Here is a 14,041-nt window from a genome sequence, read left to right on the forward strand (position 1 = left end):
GGCGGTTGGTGTTTCAGCCCGTGCTTGCCAGATCGGCCCACAGGTGATCAGCCATACGACCAACCCGGGCTTCAATCGCGATGGCGGCGTCCACCGCCAGGTCCTCGCGCCAGCGCTGCGCTGCGATCTGAACATTGATTGGCTGGCGCCCGCTCGGCAACTCGGCCAAACGCGCCGGAACGCAGGCGGCGGGCAGGCCCAGAAAGTTCATGGCATAGGAATAGACTGCGCAGCCCAGCACTTCGTGCACGCCTTCCGAGCCTTCGGTGTCGCGGTCGGGTCTGAAAAAGGGCTGCGGCAGGAAAGGCGACAGCACCAGCGGGTAGTCCTCCATGAACAGGGACCATTCCCGCGCATGGTGGCTGCGCTGGGCCAGTGCCCGGATCAGGTCCGGGCCGGTGATCGGGGGAAATTCCTGGAAGTAAGTGGCAAAGATGCGCTGGATGGTCTCGGACCCGGCCGCCTCGACATCGGCTTTCATCAGGGTCAGCACTTCGCCCATCAATGCGCGATAACCCAGCCGTCCACATTCAAAAACGTTCGGAGGGTCGATCTCGTCAACGGTGTACCCGGCATCAACCAGGGCATCACGGGCCGTGTCCAGCGCCTTTTCGACCTCAGGGTGGAGATCGTAACCGAAAGTGTTCTTGGTGAAAGCTGCCCGCCGCTGCTGGTCAGGCTCGGTCACGCGCCAGGGCAGCGGAACGTGAAACGGATCGCGCGGATCCGGCGCGATCAGGCTGGGCATGGCCAGGTGCAGGTCAGCCGCGCTGCGGGTGATCAGGCCTTGCACCGACATGGATTGCGCAAGCAGTCCACGTTCGGCGGTTTGGCTGGGGTTCCATGCGGGAACGCGCCCCAAGCCCGGCTTCACGGTCACCGCGCCAAGGGCCGCGGCCGGAAACCGCAGGCTGCCGCCGATGTCGTTGCCATGCGCCAGCGCCCCCATGCCCGTCATCACCGCCACACCGGCCCCGCCCGAGGAGCCCCCGGGAGAAATATGTCGGCCCCAAGGGTTGTGGGTGCGTCCATAAAGCGGGTTGTCGGTGTCGGCACGGAATGAGAACTCGGGCGTGTTGGTCCGGCCAATCACCACCGCCCCAGCCTTCAGCAGGTTCGACACGACGGGCGCATCGTCGGGGGCAATTACGTCTTTCAGAGCGGTCACACCGTTGGTCGTGGCATGGCCCTTCTGGTCGACATTGACTTTGATCGTGACGGGAACGCCGTGCAGCGGGCCGGTCGGTTCGCCGCGGGCCCGCTGGGCATCGAGGGCGCGGGCGCGCTCCCGCGCCTCGGCGCTGAGGTCTTCGACGACGGCATTCAGCGCCGGGTTCAGCGCGTGCATCCGGTCGATTGCGCTTTGGACGGCTTCGGTCGCGCTCAATTCGCCGGAGCGGGTCAGTTTTGCGAGTTTTGTGGCGCTCAGGCGCCAGATGTCGTCATTTGCCATGTGCCCTCCGTCAAGGGCACAGTAGGCGGTCTGCCAATGGTTGCAACCCCGCAGGGCAGGGCGGGCGGCCCGGGGCCGCCCGATGCCCGGTTACTGGGCGTAACCGATTGATTTCAGGGCTTCGGTGATTTCGTCCAGAATGGCCGGATCGTCGATCGTGGCAGGCATTTTGTAATCTTTGCCATCGGCGATCGACACCATCGTTCCACGCAGGATCTTGCCAGACCGTGTCTTTGGCAGACGATCCACTACGACGGCCAGTTTGAATGCCGCAACGGGCCCGATTTTGTCGCGCACCATCTGCACGACCTCTTTCGCGATCTCGGCATGGTCACGATTGCAGCCTGCGTTCAGGCACAGGAAGCCAACCGGGGCCTGACCCTTCAACTGGTCCGATACACCGATGACTGCGCATTCGGCCACATCGGGATGGGCTGCCAGAACCTCCTCCATCGCGCCGGTGGACAGGCGGTGGCCGGCCACGTTGATCACGTCATCGGTGCGGGCCATGATGTAGAGGTACCCGTCCTCGTCGATCATGCCTGCATCGCCGGTTTCATAATAGCCCGGGAAATGCTCAAGATAGGATTTCTTGAACCGCTCCTCGGCATTCCACAGGGTCGGCAGCGTGCCCGGAGGCAGGGGCAGCTTGACCGCGATCGCGCCCAGCTCGCCCGGTTTCATCGGGTGGCCGCCTTCGTCCAGGATCTGCACGTCATAGCCGGGCATCGGCTTGGCGGGCGAGCCCAGCTTGATCGGCAGTTCCTCGATCCCCAGCGGGTTGCCGGCGATGGTCCAGCCGGTTTCGGTCTGCCACCAGTGGTCGACGACCGGAACCTTCAGCGCGTCCTGCGCCCAAGTGATCGTGTCCGGGTCGGCGCGTTCACCGGCCAGGAACAGGGCCTTGAGGCAGGACAGGTCGTATTTCGCCAGCATCTCGCCCTTGGGGTCCTCGCGCTTGACCGCGCGGATCGCCGTTGGGGCGGTAAAAAAGCTTTTGACCTTGTGCTCGGAAATCACCCGCCAGAAGGTACCGGCATCGGGTGTGCCGACGGGCTTGCCCTCGAACACGATGGTGGTGTTGCCGTGGATCAGCGGGCCATAGCAGATGTAGGAGTGGCCCACGACCCAGCCCACGTCCGAGGCCGCCCAGAACACATCGCCGGGATCGACGTTGTAGATGTTCTTCATCGTCCAGTTCAGCGCCACAAGGTGCCCCGCCGTGGGCCGCACGACGCCTTTGGGCGCCCCCGTGGTGCCCGAGGTGTAAAGGATGTAGGCGGGATCATTGCCTGCGACCGGCACACACTCGGCCGGCTCGACACCGTATTGGAAGCCGTGCCAGTTGAAGTCGCGCCCTTCGATCAGCTTGGCCACTTCCTGTTCGCGCTGGAAGATCACGCAGAACTCGGGCTTGTGGCTGGCCATGTCGATGGCGCCGTCCAGCAATGGCTTGTAATGTACCACACGACCGGGCTCCAGCCCGCAGGACGCCGCGATGATCGCCTTGGGTTTGGCGTCGTCGATCCGCACCGCCAGTTCGTTGCTGGCAAACCCGCCAAAGACCACCGAATGCACCGCACCCAGTCGCGCGCAGGCCAGCATCGCCTCGAGCGCCTCGGGGATCATCGGCATGTAGATGATGACGCGGTCGCCCTTTTCGATCCCCTTGGCCCGCAGCGCGCCGGCCAGGGTGGCCACGCGATTGCGCAGCTCCATGTAGGAGATCTCGCGCTTGGTGTGGGTGATCGGGCTGTCATAGATGATGGCCGTCTGCTCGCCCCGGCCGTTTTCCACATGGCGGTCCACGGCGTTCCAGCAGGTGTTCACCTTGGCATCGCAGAACCATTCGTACAGAGGAGCGTTGTCGTCAAACAGTGCTTTCGATGGTGGTCGGATCCAGTCGATGCCTTTGGCGGCTTCCATCCAGAAAGCCTCTGGGTCATTTTTCCAGCTGTCATACACGTCCTGGTACGCCATGGGTCCTCCTCCCGAAAACTGTCATCTTTGTGTTAGGCGGCTGGGTTCACCCGGGCAAGCGGTGCGCGTGACGGCGCGTCAGTTTATCGCGAAATATTTGCAGAACTGCCCCATTTGTCTTGCAAAGTTTTGCAAATGATCCTTGTTTTCGCGCCTGAGCAGGAAATTATTGCAGAACTTGCAAATCTGCGAAGCGTCTGGTGCAAACGCGGCTTCGTCAGATTCGGATCAGGTCGCCGTTCCGGCATATCGGGGCAGGCTGTCCTCGATGTTCAGCCAGTGCAGATGCTCGGCGTGATAAACGTGAAACCGGGGCGCGGCATCCTCGGGGTTGTCCAACGTGGCGGTGTAGAGATGAATGTTCACCCGGTCGCGGGCATTGCGATATGCCATCGGCGTGCCGCAGGTCCCGCAGAACAGACGTTCAACATCCTCAGACGAGTTGTACACGCGTGGCGGATCCCCTGACCATGCCACCGAGCCGTGCGGCAGCCCGATGAACGCCGTGACTGGGGCGGCGCAATTGCGACGGCAATCCACGCAATGACAGTAGCAGCTCCAGGCGATCTCGGCATCGCTGGCCCATCGCAAGGCGCCGCAGTGGCAGTGACCTTTCATGATGACCTCCCTCGGCAGGGCGGCCAGACCGGTCGGGCCGCCGTGGTCAACCGTAATGCGCGACGGGCGTTCCGGCAATTGCCGCCATGTTCAGCAGCCCGCGCGCGGTGATCGAAGGTGTCACGATATGCGCCTTGTTGCCCATGCCCATCAGGATGGGGCCGACCTCGATGCCATCTGCCTTCATCTTCAGTATGTTGCGCACGCCGCTGGCCGCGTCCGCATGGGCAAAGATCAGAACGTTGGCGGCCCCCTCGAGGCGTGAATTGGGGAAAATCCGCTCGCGCAGTTCGGGGTCCAGGGCCACGTCCAGGTTCATTTCGCCTTCATAGATGAAGTCGCGGGGCTTGCTGTCCAAAATCGCAATCGCTTCGCGCAGGCGTTTGCCGGACCCCTCGGCCTGATTGCCGAACTGCGATTGCGAGCAGAACGCGATCTTTGGCGCCCGCCCGAAACGCCGGACATGGCGCGCGGCGCCCACGGTGATCTCAGCCAGTTCTTCCGGGCTGGGCAATTGCCGGACATGAGTGTCGGCGATGAACAGCGGGCCGTCTTCAAGGATCATGAGGGACAATGCACCATGGGGGCGCAGGTCGCCGTCATTCAGCACCTGCTCGACATAGTTCAGGTGCCACCGATACTCGCCAAAGGTGCCACAGATCATGCTGTCGGCTTCACCCCTGTGCACCATGATTGCGCCAATCGCGGTGGAATTGGTCCGCATGATCGCCTTGGCCAGATCGGGCGTTACCCCCCGACGCTGCATGATTTGGTGGTACGAGTTCCAATAGTCATAATAGCGCGGGTCGTTTTCCGGGTTTACGATCTGGAAGTCCTGCCCGGGGCGGACCGACAGGCCCAGTCGTTCGCAGCGTGCCTCGATCACCTCGGGACGGCCGATCAGGATCGGGGTTTCGGTGGTTTCCTCAAGAATCGCCTGAGCGGCGCGCAGCACGCGTTCGTCTTCGCCTTCGGCAAAGACGATGCGGCGCGAGGCAGCGGCGGCGGCCTCGAAGACGGGGCGCATCAGTAGGGCGGACTTGAAGACCGTCTGGTTCAGCTTTTCCTTGTAGGCTTCGATGTCCTCGATGGGGCGCCTGGCCACGCCGCTTTCCATCGCGGCGCGGGCCACGGCCGAGGACACCACACCCACCAGTCGCGGGTCGAACGGCTTGGGGATCAGGTAGTCTGGGCCGAAGGTCAGCTGTTCGCCCTTGTAGGCGGCTGCGGCCTCGGCGCTGGTGGTGGCGCGGGCCATTTCGGCGATGCCTTCAACGCAGGCGATCTGCATGGCATCGTTGATCTCGGTCGCACCCACGTCCAGCGCACCGCGGAAGATGAACGGGAAACAAAGGACGTTGTTCACCTGGTTCGGGAAGTCGCTGCGCCCGGTGGCGATGATGGCATCGGGGGCGACTTCGCGCGCGGCGTCGGGCAGGATCTCCGGGGTCGGGTTCGCAAGAGCAAAGATGATCGGCTGTTTGGCCATGCGCGCGACCATCTCGGGCTTGAGCACGTTCGGCCCGCTGAGGCCCAGAAACAGGTCGGCCCCGTCGATCACCTGATCCAGCGTGCGCAGGTCGGTTTTCTGGGCGAATTGGTCCTTGTGCGGGTTCATGTCTTCGACGCGACCCTCATAGACCAGCCCGTGAATGTCGCACAGCCAGATGTTCTCGCGCTTGACGCCCAGTTTGACCAGCATGTTCAGGCAGGCGATCCCTGCCGCACCGCCGCCGGTGGACACGACCTTGATGTCCTCGAACTGCTTGCCGGCCACGTGCAGCGCGTTGCGCGCAGCGGCCCCCACCACGATGGCGGTGCCGTGTTGGTCATCGTGGAAGACCGGAATGTTCATCCGCTCGCAGCACAGTTTCTCGACGACAAAGCAGTCGGGCGCCTTGATGTCCTCGAGGTTGATCGCGCCGAAGGTCGGCTCCAGCGCGCAAACGATATCGGCCAGCTTCTCGGGGTCGGGTTCGTTCAACTCGATGTCGAAACAGTCGATGCCGGCGAATTTCTTGAACAGGACGGCTTTGCCCTCCATCACCGGCTTAGAGGCCAGCGCGCCGATATTGCCCAGCCCCAGCACCGCGGTGCCATTCGAAACCACGGCCACCAGATTGCCGCGCGCGGTATACATCTCGGCGGTCGCCGGGTCGGCCTTGATCTCAAGGCTGGCCTCGGCCACGCCGGGCGAATAGGCGCGGGCAAGGTCGCGCCCGTTGGCCATGGGTTTGGTCGCCTTGATCTCCAGTTTCCCAGGCTTCGGATGCGCGTGGTAATCAAGTGCGGCCTGACGCAGGCTGGGTGTGTCGGACATGTCAAAACTTCCCGTTTGGAATTTAGTTTAGTGCTAAACTATTTCTTACGCAGGGGAAACCTCGAAATCGCATGACGGCGGATCCGACCCCGACTTGCAAATCCCCCAACGGCCCCTCACAGTCCCGCGCAGAGGAGACCAGCATGACCGATACCATAGCCGAATTCCGCATTCCGACCCAAGAACTGCGAAACGACATTCCGTTCTACACCAAGGTTCTGGGCATGCGGATGGACATGATCTATCCGGCGGATGACCCACGGGTTGCGGTGTTTTCGGGGCATGGCCTGCGACTGCGTGTGGAAAAGGACGCGCCCGAGGCGCCGGGCACCTTGCGTATCCTCACCGATGATCCGGACGGGTTTGCCGGCGGTCAGCGCAGCCTGGTCGCCCCCAACGGCACCCGCATCGAGATCGAAGAGCGCAACCCGCCCCTGATGATGCCCGAGACGGTTCATTCCTTCGTTGTCCGCAGGCTCAAGGATCAGGCGCCCTGGATCATCGGGCGCGCGGGCATGCATTACCGCGATCTGGTGCCCGACCGGCTGGGCGGGTCGATCATCGCCAGCCACATCCGCATTCCCGACGGCGGCCCGGTCCCGGACATGGTGCATTTCCACAAGGTCGGGTTCCAGCTGATCTTCTGCATCCACGGCTGGGTGGATGTGGTCTATGAGGATCAGGGCGACAAGATGCGCCTGACCGCTGGCGACTGTTTCATCCAGCCGCCCGAGATCCGGCACCGCGTGCTCGAAGCGTCGGACAACGTTCAGGTGATCGAAATCGGCGTTCCGGCCGAGCATGTCACCGAGATCGACCACGAAATGCAGTTGCCTACGCCGCATTACCGCCCCGAGCGGGAATGGCAGGGCCAGCGGTTCGTCTACAACCGGGCCGGAGGGGCAGAGTGGCAGCCGTTCCGCCTGCCGGGTTATCAATGCCGCGACACGACGATTGCCGAAAACACCAAGGGCGTGGCGGGCGTTCAGGTGGTGCGCCGCGGGCAGGGCGACCCGGTCTGGGCCAGCCATGATGCCGATATCCACTTTACCTTCGTGATGAACGGGACCGTCACCCTGGAAGGTGAAGGCCGTGATCCATTTCGGCTGGAGCAGGGCGATGCCTTTGTCATCCCGCCCGGAATGCGCACGCGGCTGGCCGACCCCAGCGACGATGTCGAACTGCTCGAGGTCACGCTGCCGGGGTATTTCAAGACCGATCTGGGCTGACGCGCGGGCGCGTCGAGATTCCCGTGCAGAGGGGGCTTCAATTCCCCCGCGGATTTCCAGTAGGGTATGGCATTCTGACCAGATGATCAAAAATCGGGGAATCGCCATGTCGTTGAAAGAAGCAGCCCTCAAGGTGCGTGAAAACGCCTATGCGCCCTATTCGAATTTCAAGGTAGGCGCCGCGCTCCGCACCCCGTCGGGCGAAGTGTTCGCGGGCTGCAACGTGGAAAACGTGGCCTATCCCGAAGGAACCTGCGCCGAGGCCGGTGCGATCGCCGCGATGGTCGCCGCCGGAGAAAACAAGCTGGCCGAGGTCTATGTGGTGGCCTCCAGCCCGCAACCGGTGCCGCCCTGCGGCGGGTGCCGGCAGAAACTGGCCGAGTTCGGAGACAAGGACGTGGTGGTCACCATGGCGACGGTGGACGGGATTGAGACCCGCACGACCATCGGCGAGCTGCTGCCCGGCGCCTTCGACGCCTCGTTCATGTAAGGGCCGCGCCCATGGACGCCCGTTCGATCATCGCGAAACTGCGCCGCCGTGAGGTGCCGGATGCCAGCGAACTGGCGTGGTTCGCCCAAGGCCTGGCCGATGGAAGCGTCACCGACGCCCAGGCTGGAGCCTTTGCCATGGCCGTCTGCATGGGCGGGCTGGGTCCCGAGGGCCGCGCCGCGCTGACGCTGGCGATGCGCGACAGCGGCGAGGTTCTGACCTGGGATCTGGACGGTCCGGTGATCGACAAGCATTCGACCGGTGGGGTGGGGGATTGCGTCAGCCTCGTGCTGGCCCCGGCGCTGGCGGAATGCGGGGCCTATGTGCCGATGATCTCGGGGCGCGGCCTGGGCCATACCGGCGGGACACTCGACAAGCTCGAGGCGATCCCCGGCGTGTCGACCCAGATCAGCCAGGACCGGCTGGCCCAGATTTTGGCCGAGACCGGCGCCGCAATCGTCGGCGCAACGGCACAGATCGCCCCGGCGGACAAGCGGCTCTATGCGATCCGCGACGTGACCGCCACGGTCGAAAGCCTCGATCTGATCACCGCCTCGATCCTGTCCAAGAAACTGGCGGCCAGCCCGGATGCGCTGGTGCTGGACGTCAAGGTGGGCAGCGGAGCCTTCATGAAAACGCTGGACGAGGCGCGCAAGCTGGCGCAGGCCCTGACCGAAACGGCCAATGCGGCCGGGTGCCGGACCTCGGCCCTGATCACCGACATGAACCAGCCGCTGGCGCCCGCCTTGGGCAACGCCCTGGAAATCGCCGAAGTAATGAAGGTGCTGACCGGTGGGCAGCCCTCGCCCCTGGCCGAGATTTCGGCCGAACTTGGCGGTGTTCTGCTGTCTGACGCAGGTATGGTCGGCGACGCGCGGGCCGGGCGGGACATGATCGCCGAGGTGATCCGCGATGGCCGTGCGGCCGAACGGTTCGGACGGATGATGGCCGCGGTGGGCGGGCCGCTGGGGCTGGTCGATGATTGGGCGCGCTACTTGCCCGAGGCCAGCGTGATTCTTGAGGTCGCGGCGCAGGACGAAGGCTATGTCACCGCGATGGATGGCGAGGCTCTGGGCCTTGCCGTCGTGGCGCTGGGCGGTGGCCGGCAGGTGGAAAGCGATGTGATCGACCCGGCAGTGGGCCTGTCGGGGCTGGTTCGGCTGGGCGACAAGGTCTCGGCCGGGACGCCGCTGGCCGTCGTCCATGCCGCGCGCGAGGACGCCGCGCAGCGGGCCGCGCAAGCCGTGCGTGCCGCGATCACCATCGGCCCGGCGCCCGTTCCGGTGCCGGAGCTGGTACACGAAAGGATCCTCGCATGAGCCGCGCGTTTCTTGTGGTGATGGATTCGGTGGGTATCGGTGGCGCGCCGGATGCCGACCGGTTCTTCAACGGCGACGTGCCGGACACGGGCGCCAACACGGTGGCCCATATCGCGCAGGCCTGCGCTGAAGGGCGGGCCGAGGATGGCCGGTCCGGGCCGTTGCGCCTGCCCAACCTCGATGCGCTGGGGCTTGGCGCGGCGGTACGACTAGCTTCGGGCGCGGATGCGCCGGGGTTGGGGGCCGACCCGGCCGGACTGTGGGGTTGCGCGCGCGAGCATTCGCCGGGCAAGGACACGCCTTCGGGTCATTGGGAATTGGCCGGGCTGCCGGTGCCGTGGGACTGGCACTATTTCCCCGACACGCTCCCCGCGTTCCCTGATGATTTGACCCGCGCCGCCGCGCAGGCCGCAGGTACCGAGGGCATTTTGGGCAATTGCCACGCCTCGGGTACCACGATCATTGCCGAACTGGGTGCTGAACACATGCGCACGGGTTGGCCGATCTGCTATACCTCGGCTGACAGCGTGTTCCAGATTGCCGCACACGAGGAGACGTTCGGGCTGGAGCGCCTGTACCAGATGTGCCGGAGCCTGGCCCCCATGCTGCACGAGATGAAGGTGGGCCGGGTGATCGCGCGCCCCTTCGTGGGATCGCCGGAACAGGGGTTTGTCCGCACCACCAACCGCAAGGATTTTGCCATCACGCCGCCCGCACCGGTGCTGACCAACTGGGCGCAGGATGCCGGGCGCAGTGTGCATGGCGTGGGCAAGATCGGTGACATCTTCTCGATGCAGGGGATCGACACGCTGGACAAGGGCTCGGACGCCGATCTGATGGGTCACCTCTCGCGCCTTGTAGACAGCGCCGAGGACGGCAGCCTGACATTCGCAAATTTCGTCGAGTTTGACAGCCAGTACGGCCACCGGCGCGACATCTCGGGCTATGCCCGCGCGCTGGAATGGTTCGACGCCGAGATCGGGCGTATCCTGCCCCGGCTGCGCCCGGGCGACCTGTTTCTGCTGACCGCCGATCACGGCAACGACCCAAGCTGGATCGGCACCGACCACACCCGCGAGCAGGTGCCGGTGCTGACCGCCGGCCTGGGGGCCGGACAGATCGGGCAAGTCAATTTCGCCGACGTGGCCGCCAGCATCGCCCATCACCTGAACATTCCGGCGCAAGGGCCGGGAAGGACCTTTCTATGACCGTCGCAGACCTGCCCAAGATCGAACTGCACCTGCATCACGAAGGCGCGGCCCCGCCCGCCTTCATCCGCCAGCTGGCGCATGAAAAGAAGGTTGACCTGAGCGGCATTTTCAAACCCGACGGCAGCTATGACTTTCGCGATTTCGCGCATTTCCTCAGCGTCTACGAGGCCGCTTGCGAAGTGTTGAAAACCCCTGAGGATTTCCGCCGCCTGACGCTGGCGATCCTGGAGGAAAGCGCGGCGAACGGGGTGGTCTATTCCGAAACCTTCCTCAGCCCCGATTTCTGCGGCGGGGGCGATCTGCATGCCTGGCGCGACTATCTGGCCGCCATTCAGGACGCCGCCGACGAGGCCGAGCGCAAGTTCGACATCACCCTGCGCGGCGTGGTGACCTGCGTGCGCCATTTCGGACCCGACAAGGCCAAGCGCAGCGCGCGCTGCGCCGCCGAAACCGCGGGTGACTGGATCACCGGGTTCGGTATGGGCGGGAACGAGGCCATTGGCCAGCAGGCCGATTTCAAATGGGCCTTCGACTGCGCGCGCGAGGCCGGATTGCGCCTGACTACCCATGCCGGCGAATTCGGCGGCCCTGAAAGCGTCCGCGATGCGGTCCGCGCGCTGGGGGTCGAACGTGTGGGCCATGGGGTTCGTGCCATCGAAGACCCCGATTTGGTACATGAACTGGCCGACCGGGGCGTCACGCTCGAGGTCTGCCCGGGCTCGAACGTGGTGCTGGGCCTGTACCCTGGTTTTGCCGCCCACCCGATCGCGCGGCTGCGCGAGGCGGGTGTGAAGGTCACGGTATCCACCGATGACCCGCCGTTTTTTCATACCACCCTGCGCCGCGAATATGACATGCTGGCCCAGGCCTTCGGCTGGGACGCCGAGGATTTCGCCGCGCTGAACGACACCGCCCTGAATGCCGCATTCTGCGATGAAGAGACCCGCGCAAGGGTTAGAAAAAGACTGGAGAACACATGAGCGAACATCTGACCGTCGTCGACCACCCGCTGGTTCAGCACAAACTGACGCTCATGAGGGACAAGGGCACCTCGACCGCCTCGTTCCGGCAATTGCTGCGCGAGATCACGCTGCTGCTGGCCTATGAAGTCACGCGCGAAATGCCCCTGACCACGCGCCATATCGAAACCCCGATGGAGGAAATGGACGCGCCGATCCTGGCGGGCAAGAAGCTGGCGCTGGTGTCGATCCTGCGCGCGGGCAACGGGATGCTGGACGGCGTTCTGGAGCTGGTGCCCTCGGCGCGGGTCGGATTTGTGGGCCTGTATCGCGATGAAGAAACGCTGCAGCCGGTGCAGTACTACTTCAAGGCCCCCGAAGGCCTTAAAGATCGGCTGGTTATTGCGGTTGACCCGATGCTGGCCACCGGCAACAGCTCGGCCGCAGCGATCGACCTTCTGAAACAGGCCGGTGCCACCGACATCCGGTTCCTGTGCCTGCTGGCCGCCCCCGAAGGCGTGGCCCGCATGAAAGAAGCGCATCCCGACGTCAAGATCGTGACTGCCGCACTAGACCGCGAGCTGAATTCCAAGGGCTACATCATGCCCGGTCTGGGCGATGCCGGAGACCGGATGTTCGGCACCAAATAGGCGCGCCTAGTCGCTGCAGATGTTCTGCAGCCGTACCCAGTCCCGGTCGGGCATAACCTGATCCAAAGGCTGACCCGCCATCGGGTCGGCCTCGATCAAACCCAGAACCGTTTCGCCGGTTATGTCAACCGCATAGGCATATGGGGTTGAGGGCAAATAGGCGGACGCAAACTCCTCCAGCAGGTCGTCTTCCGGAACTGCGGGGCGGGGTTCGGCCAGAACCTGTTCGGTATAGGTGTCCACGATCTGGGGTGTTAGTTCGCCCGTCGTCAGCAGGCGAAACGCTGCGACGGTCCCAGTTTTGTCCAGGAGATCATCCAACGGATCATGCAGGCTGGCCCGCGTGCGTTCAGCTATCACGTAACCGGCGGCAACTGCGGGATCTTCACTGTCTTCAACCAGCGCTCGGTTCAGCAGCACGATCCCTCCGGGAAGTGACAGGCTTTCCCGCACCCCGGCCGGCAACACAACGATCCGTCGCACGCCTGTTCTCTGGGCCAGCCTCTGCAGCGCCGGCTGCGCGTCCGCCGAGGCGCAGGCCCGGCCCGAAACCCGTTCGATCCGTTGCAGAATCGTGTTCCCGATGTCCTGCCGTTTGATCTCGGGCACGACCTTTTCGACATGGCTTTGCAGGGCGCCGGGCAGCCAGAACAGCAAGACCGCCGCGACAGCCGCAACCACGCCGCCGACGCTGGCCCACCGCAGGCGTCCGGGATGCGGGCGCGCCCGTTCGATGGCGCGTTGCAAGCGGTCGATTGCCTCGATCATGGTGGTTTCGGACTGCTCCAGCTCCAGTGTCTCATCCGGGTCGCCGTCTGGATTGAATATTGCGGGGAACTTGCCCGGGTTCTGCCTTTCAAGTGCGGCAAGCGACCAGTGCGTCAGCGCGCGATCGTTGAAATCGGTGATGGTCAACGTTGCCTCGCCGATCGAAACAACCACTTCGCGCCGCTGCTCGTCGGGCGACGGGCGCCACAGACCGGTAGCCTCGATCCGCTGGTATTGTTTCAGTGCCGTCATTTCGATGAGGTCTGCTCGTTTTATCTTTTGTCGATTCCTAGCACGGAGAGATTAATCCGCGCAAACCTGTTGCGTGGTGATTTGGAAATGTGCTCGATAACCGGGACGCGTAGTTTCGGCCAAAGGGCCCGGAGGCCAAGGCCACATGCAGACAGCACATCCTTCTTCACCGGTTCTTGCATCGGTTCTGATGGTCTCGGCCATGGCAATCATCGGCGTCGTGGACAATTTCGTCATTCGGCTGGCCGAAACGATCGGTTTGTGGCAATTCCACCTAAGCCGGGCCGTGATGATGCTGCCTCTTATCGTTGGACTGTCGTTTCTTGGGTTTGGAGGGCTGCGACCTCAGAGGTTTTGGGCGGTCCTGCTGCGCAGTGTTCTGATCACCCTGGCGATGTTGTTCTATTTCAGCTCACTGGCTTTGATGCCAATTGCTCAGGCCCTTGCGGGGCTGTTCACATCACCGATCTTCGTTCTGTTGATTTCCGCGCTGTTGCTGGACCAGAAGATCGGCCCCTGGCGGGTCTTGGCTGTGCTTATGGGGTTTGTCGGAATCCTCTGTGTTTTGCAGCCTGACCCCAATGCCTTTGATGCGACCAGCCTATTGCCGGTGGCAGGCGGCTTTTTCTATGCGCTCAGTGCGATCCTGACCCGAACGCATTGTGCAAACGAAAGCACCGTCGCCTTGCTGGCTGCGATGATTGTCACGCTTGGGCTGGCCGGCGCCCTTGGCCTCGCCGTGTTTTCGGTTTTGCCGGTTGTGGAGTCTGACGGCCCGGCCGGTTTTGTGAC

General features: G+C 63.8%; 12 protein-coding genes. 7 read left to right on the top strand and 5 right to left on the bottom strand.

Going from position 1 to position 14,041, the window contains the following annotated elements:
- Positions 1 to 13 precede the first annotated feature (13 nt).
- From AC2FM5_RS11270 to AC2FM5_RS11285, 4 genes are all read right to left on the bottom strand, one after another.
- Positions 14 to 1,453, bottom strand: a complete 1,440-nt coding sequence (locus AC2FM5_RS11270) for an amidase family protein (protein WP_496735595.1) — start codon at positions 1,451 to 1,453, stop codon at positions 14 to 16.
- Between the two features lie 90 nt (positions 1,454 to 1,543).
- Positions 1,544 to 3,433 (bottom strand): propionate-CoA ligase PrpE, encoded by a 1,890-nt coding sequence (gene prpE, locus AC2FM5_RS11275; RefSeq protein ID WP_170390576.1) that lies wholly within the window; start codon positions 3,431 to 3,433, stop codon positions 1,544 to 1,546.
- A 228-nt stretch (positions 3,434 to 3,661) separates the two neighbouring features.
- Positions 3,662 to 4,051: a GFA family protein gene (locus tag AC2FM5_RS11280; protein WP_496735596.1), complete on the bottom strand. Its 390-nt coding sequence runs from the start codon at positions 4,049 to 4,051 to the stop codon at positions 3,662 to 3,664.
- 46 nt (positions 4,052 to 4,097) lie between these two features.
- Positions 4,098 to 6,371: an NADP-dependent malic enzyme gene (locus tag AC2FM5_RS11285; RefSeq protein WP_496735597.1), complete on the bottom strand. Its 2,274-nt coding sequence runs from the start codon at positions 6,369 to 6,371 to the stop codon at positions 4,098 to 4,100.
- Between the two features lie 143 nt (positions 6,372 to 6,514).
- Between AC2FM5_RS11285 and AC2FM5_RS11290 the strand changes: the two genes are divergently transcribed.
- From AC2FM5_RS11290 to upp, 6 genes are all read left to right on the top strand, one after another.
- Positions 6,515 to 7,600 (top strand): cupin domain-containing protein, encoded by a 1,086-nt coding sequence (locus AC2FM5_RS11290; RefSeq protein WP_496735598.1) that lies wholly within the window; start codon positions 6,515 to 6,517, stop codon positions 7,598 to 7,600.
- A 106-nt stretch (positions 7,601 to 7,706) separates the two neighbouring features.
- A complete protein-coding gene (locus AC2FM5_RS11295) occupies positions 7,707 to 8,090 on the top strand; it encodes a cytidine deaminase (protein WP_170363036.1) in 384 nt (127 codons plus the stop codon).
- 11 nt (positions 8,091 to 8,101) lie between these two features.
- Complete coding sequence (locus tag AC2FM5_RS11300) at positions 8,102 to 9,409, top strand: thymidine phosphorylase (RefSeq protein ID WP_496735599.1); 1,308 nt, start codon at positions 8,102 to 8,104, stop codon at positions 9,407 to 9,409.
- Positions 9,406 to 10,617, top strand: coding sequence for a phosphopentomutase (locus tag AC2FM5_RS11305; RefSeq protein WP_496735600.1), 1,212 nt, complete (start codon positions 9,406 to 9,408; stop codon positions 10,615 to 10,617). The genes AC2FM5_RS11300 and AC2FM5_RS11305 overlap by 4 nt, the downstream gene beginning before the upstream one ends.
- Complete coding sequence (locus AC2FM5_RS11310; protein ID WP_496735601.1) at positions 10,614 to 11,600, top strand: adenosine deaminase; 987 nt, start codon at positions 10,614 to 10,616, stop codon at positions 11,598 to 11,600. Before AC2FM5_RS11305 ends, AC2FM5_RS11310 begins: the two co-directional genes overlap by 4 nt.
- Complete coding sequence (gene upp, locus AC2FM5_RS11315) at positions 11,597 to 12,229, top strand: uracil phosphoribosyltransferase (protein WP_093962638.1); 633 nt, start codon at positions 11,597 to 11,599, stop codon at positions 12,227 to 12,229. The genes AC2FM5_RS11310 and upp overlap by 4 nt, the downstream gene beginning before the upstream one ends.
- A 6-nt stretch (positions 12,230 to 12,235) precedes the next feature.
- Here upp and AC2FM5_RS11320 read toward each other — a convergent pair whose 3' ends face one another.
- Entirely contained in the window at positions 12,236 to 13,249 is a 1,014-nt protein-coding gene (locus AC2FM5_RS11320) for a hypothetical protein (RefSeq protein WP_480753679.1), read from the bottom strand.
- A 145-nt stretch (positions 13,250 to 13,394) separates the two neighbouring features.
- On the opposite strand from AC2FM5_RS11320, the gene AC2FM5_RS11325 reads away from it, so the two are divergent.
- Positions 13,395 to 14,041, top strand: a 647-nt coding sequence (locus AC2FM5_RS11325; protein ID WP_496735602.1) for a DMT family transporter, incomplete at its 3' end; no start/stop codon positions are given.

The sequence above is a fragment of the Ruegeria sp. BHSA162 genome (assembly GCF_059613385.1).

What these genes read in the sequence shown, in the direction of transcription:
- AC2FM5_RS11270 (WP_496735595.1), bottom strand. Translation starts at nt 1,453, where the DNA reads ATGGCAAATGACGACATCTGGCGCCTGAGCGCCACAAAACTCGCAAAA.
- prpE (WP_170390576.1), bottom strand. Translation starts at nt 3,433, where the DNA reads ATGGCGTACCAGGACGTGTATGACAGCTGGAAAAATGACCCAGAGGCT.
- AC2FM5_RS11280 (WP_496735596.1), bottom strand. Translation starts at nt 4,051, where the DNA reads ATGAAAGGTCACTGCCACTGCGGCGCCTTGCGATGGGCCAGCGATGCC.
- AC2FM5_RS11285 (WP_496735597.1), bottom strand. Translation starts at nt 6,371, where the DNA reads ATGTCCGACACACCCAGCCTGCGTCAGGCCGCACTTGATTACCACGCG.
- AC2FM5_RS11290 (WP_496735598.1), top strand. Translation starts at nt 6,515, where the DNA reads ATGACCGATACCATAGCCGAATTCCGCATTCCGACCCAAGAACTGCGA.
- AC2FM5_RS11295 (WP_170363036.1), top strand. Translation starts at nt 7,707, where the DNA reads ATGTCGTTGAAAGAAGCAGCCCTCAAGGTGCGTGAAAACGCCTATGCG.
- AC2FM5_RS11300 (WP_496735599.1), top strand. Translation starts at nt 8,102, where the DNA reads ATGGACGCCCGTTCGATCATCGCGAAACTGCGCCGCCGTGAGGTGCCG.
- AC2FM5_RS11305 (WP_496735600.1), top strand. Translation starts at nt 9,406, where the DNA reads ATGAGCCGCGCGTTTCTTGTGGTGATGGATTCGGTGGGTATCGGTGGC.
- AC2FM5_RS11310 (WP_496735601.1), top strand. Translation starts at nt 10,614, where the DNA reads ATGACCGTCGCAGACCTGCCCAAGATCGAACTGCACCTGCATCACGAA.
- upp (WP_093962638.1), top strand. Translation starts at nt 11,597, where the DNA reads ATGAGCGAACATCTGACCGTCGTCGACCACCCGCTGGTTCAGCACAAA.
- AC2FM5_RS11320 (WP_480753679.1), bottom strand. Translation starts at nt 13,249, where the DNA reads ATGACGGCACTGAAACAATACCAGCGGATCGAGGCTACCGGTCTGTGG.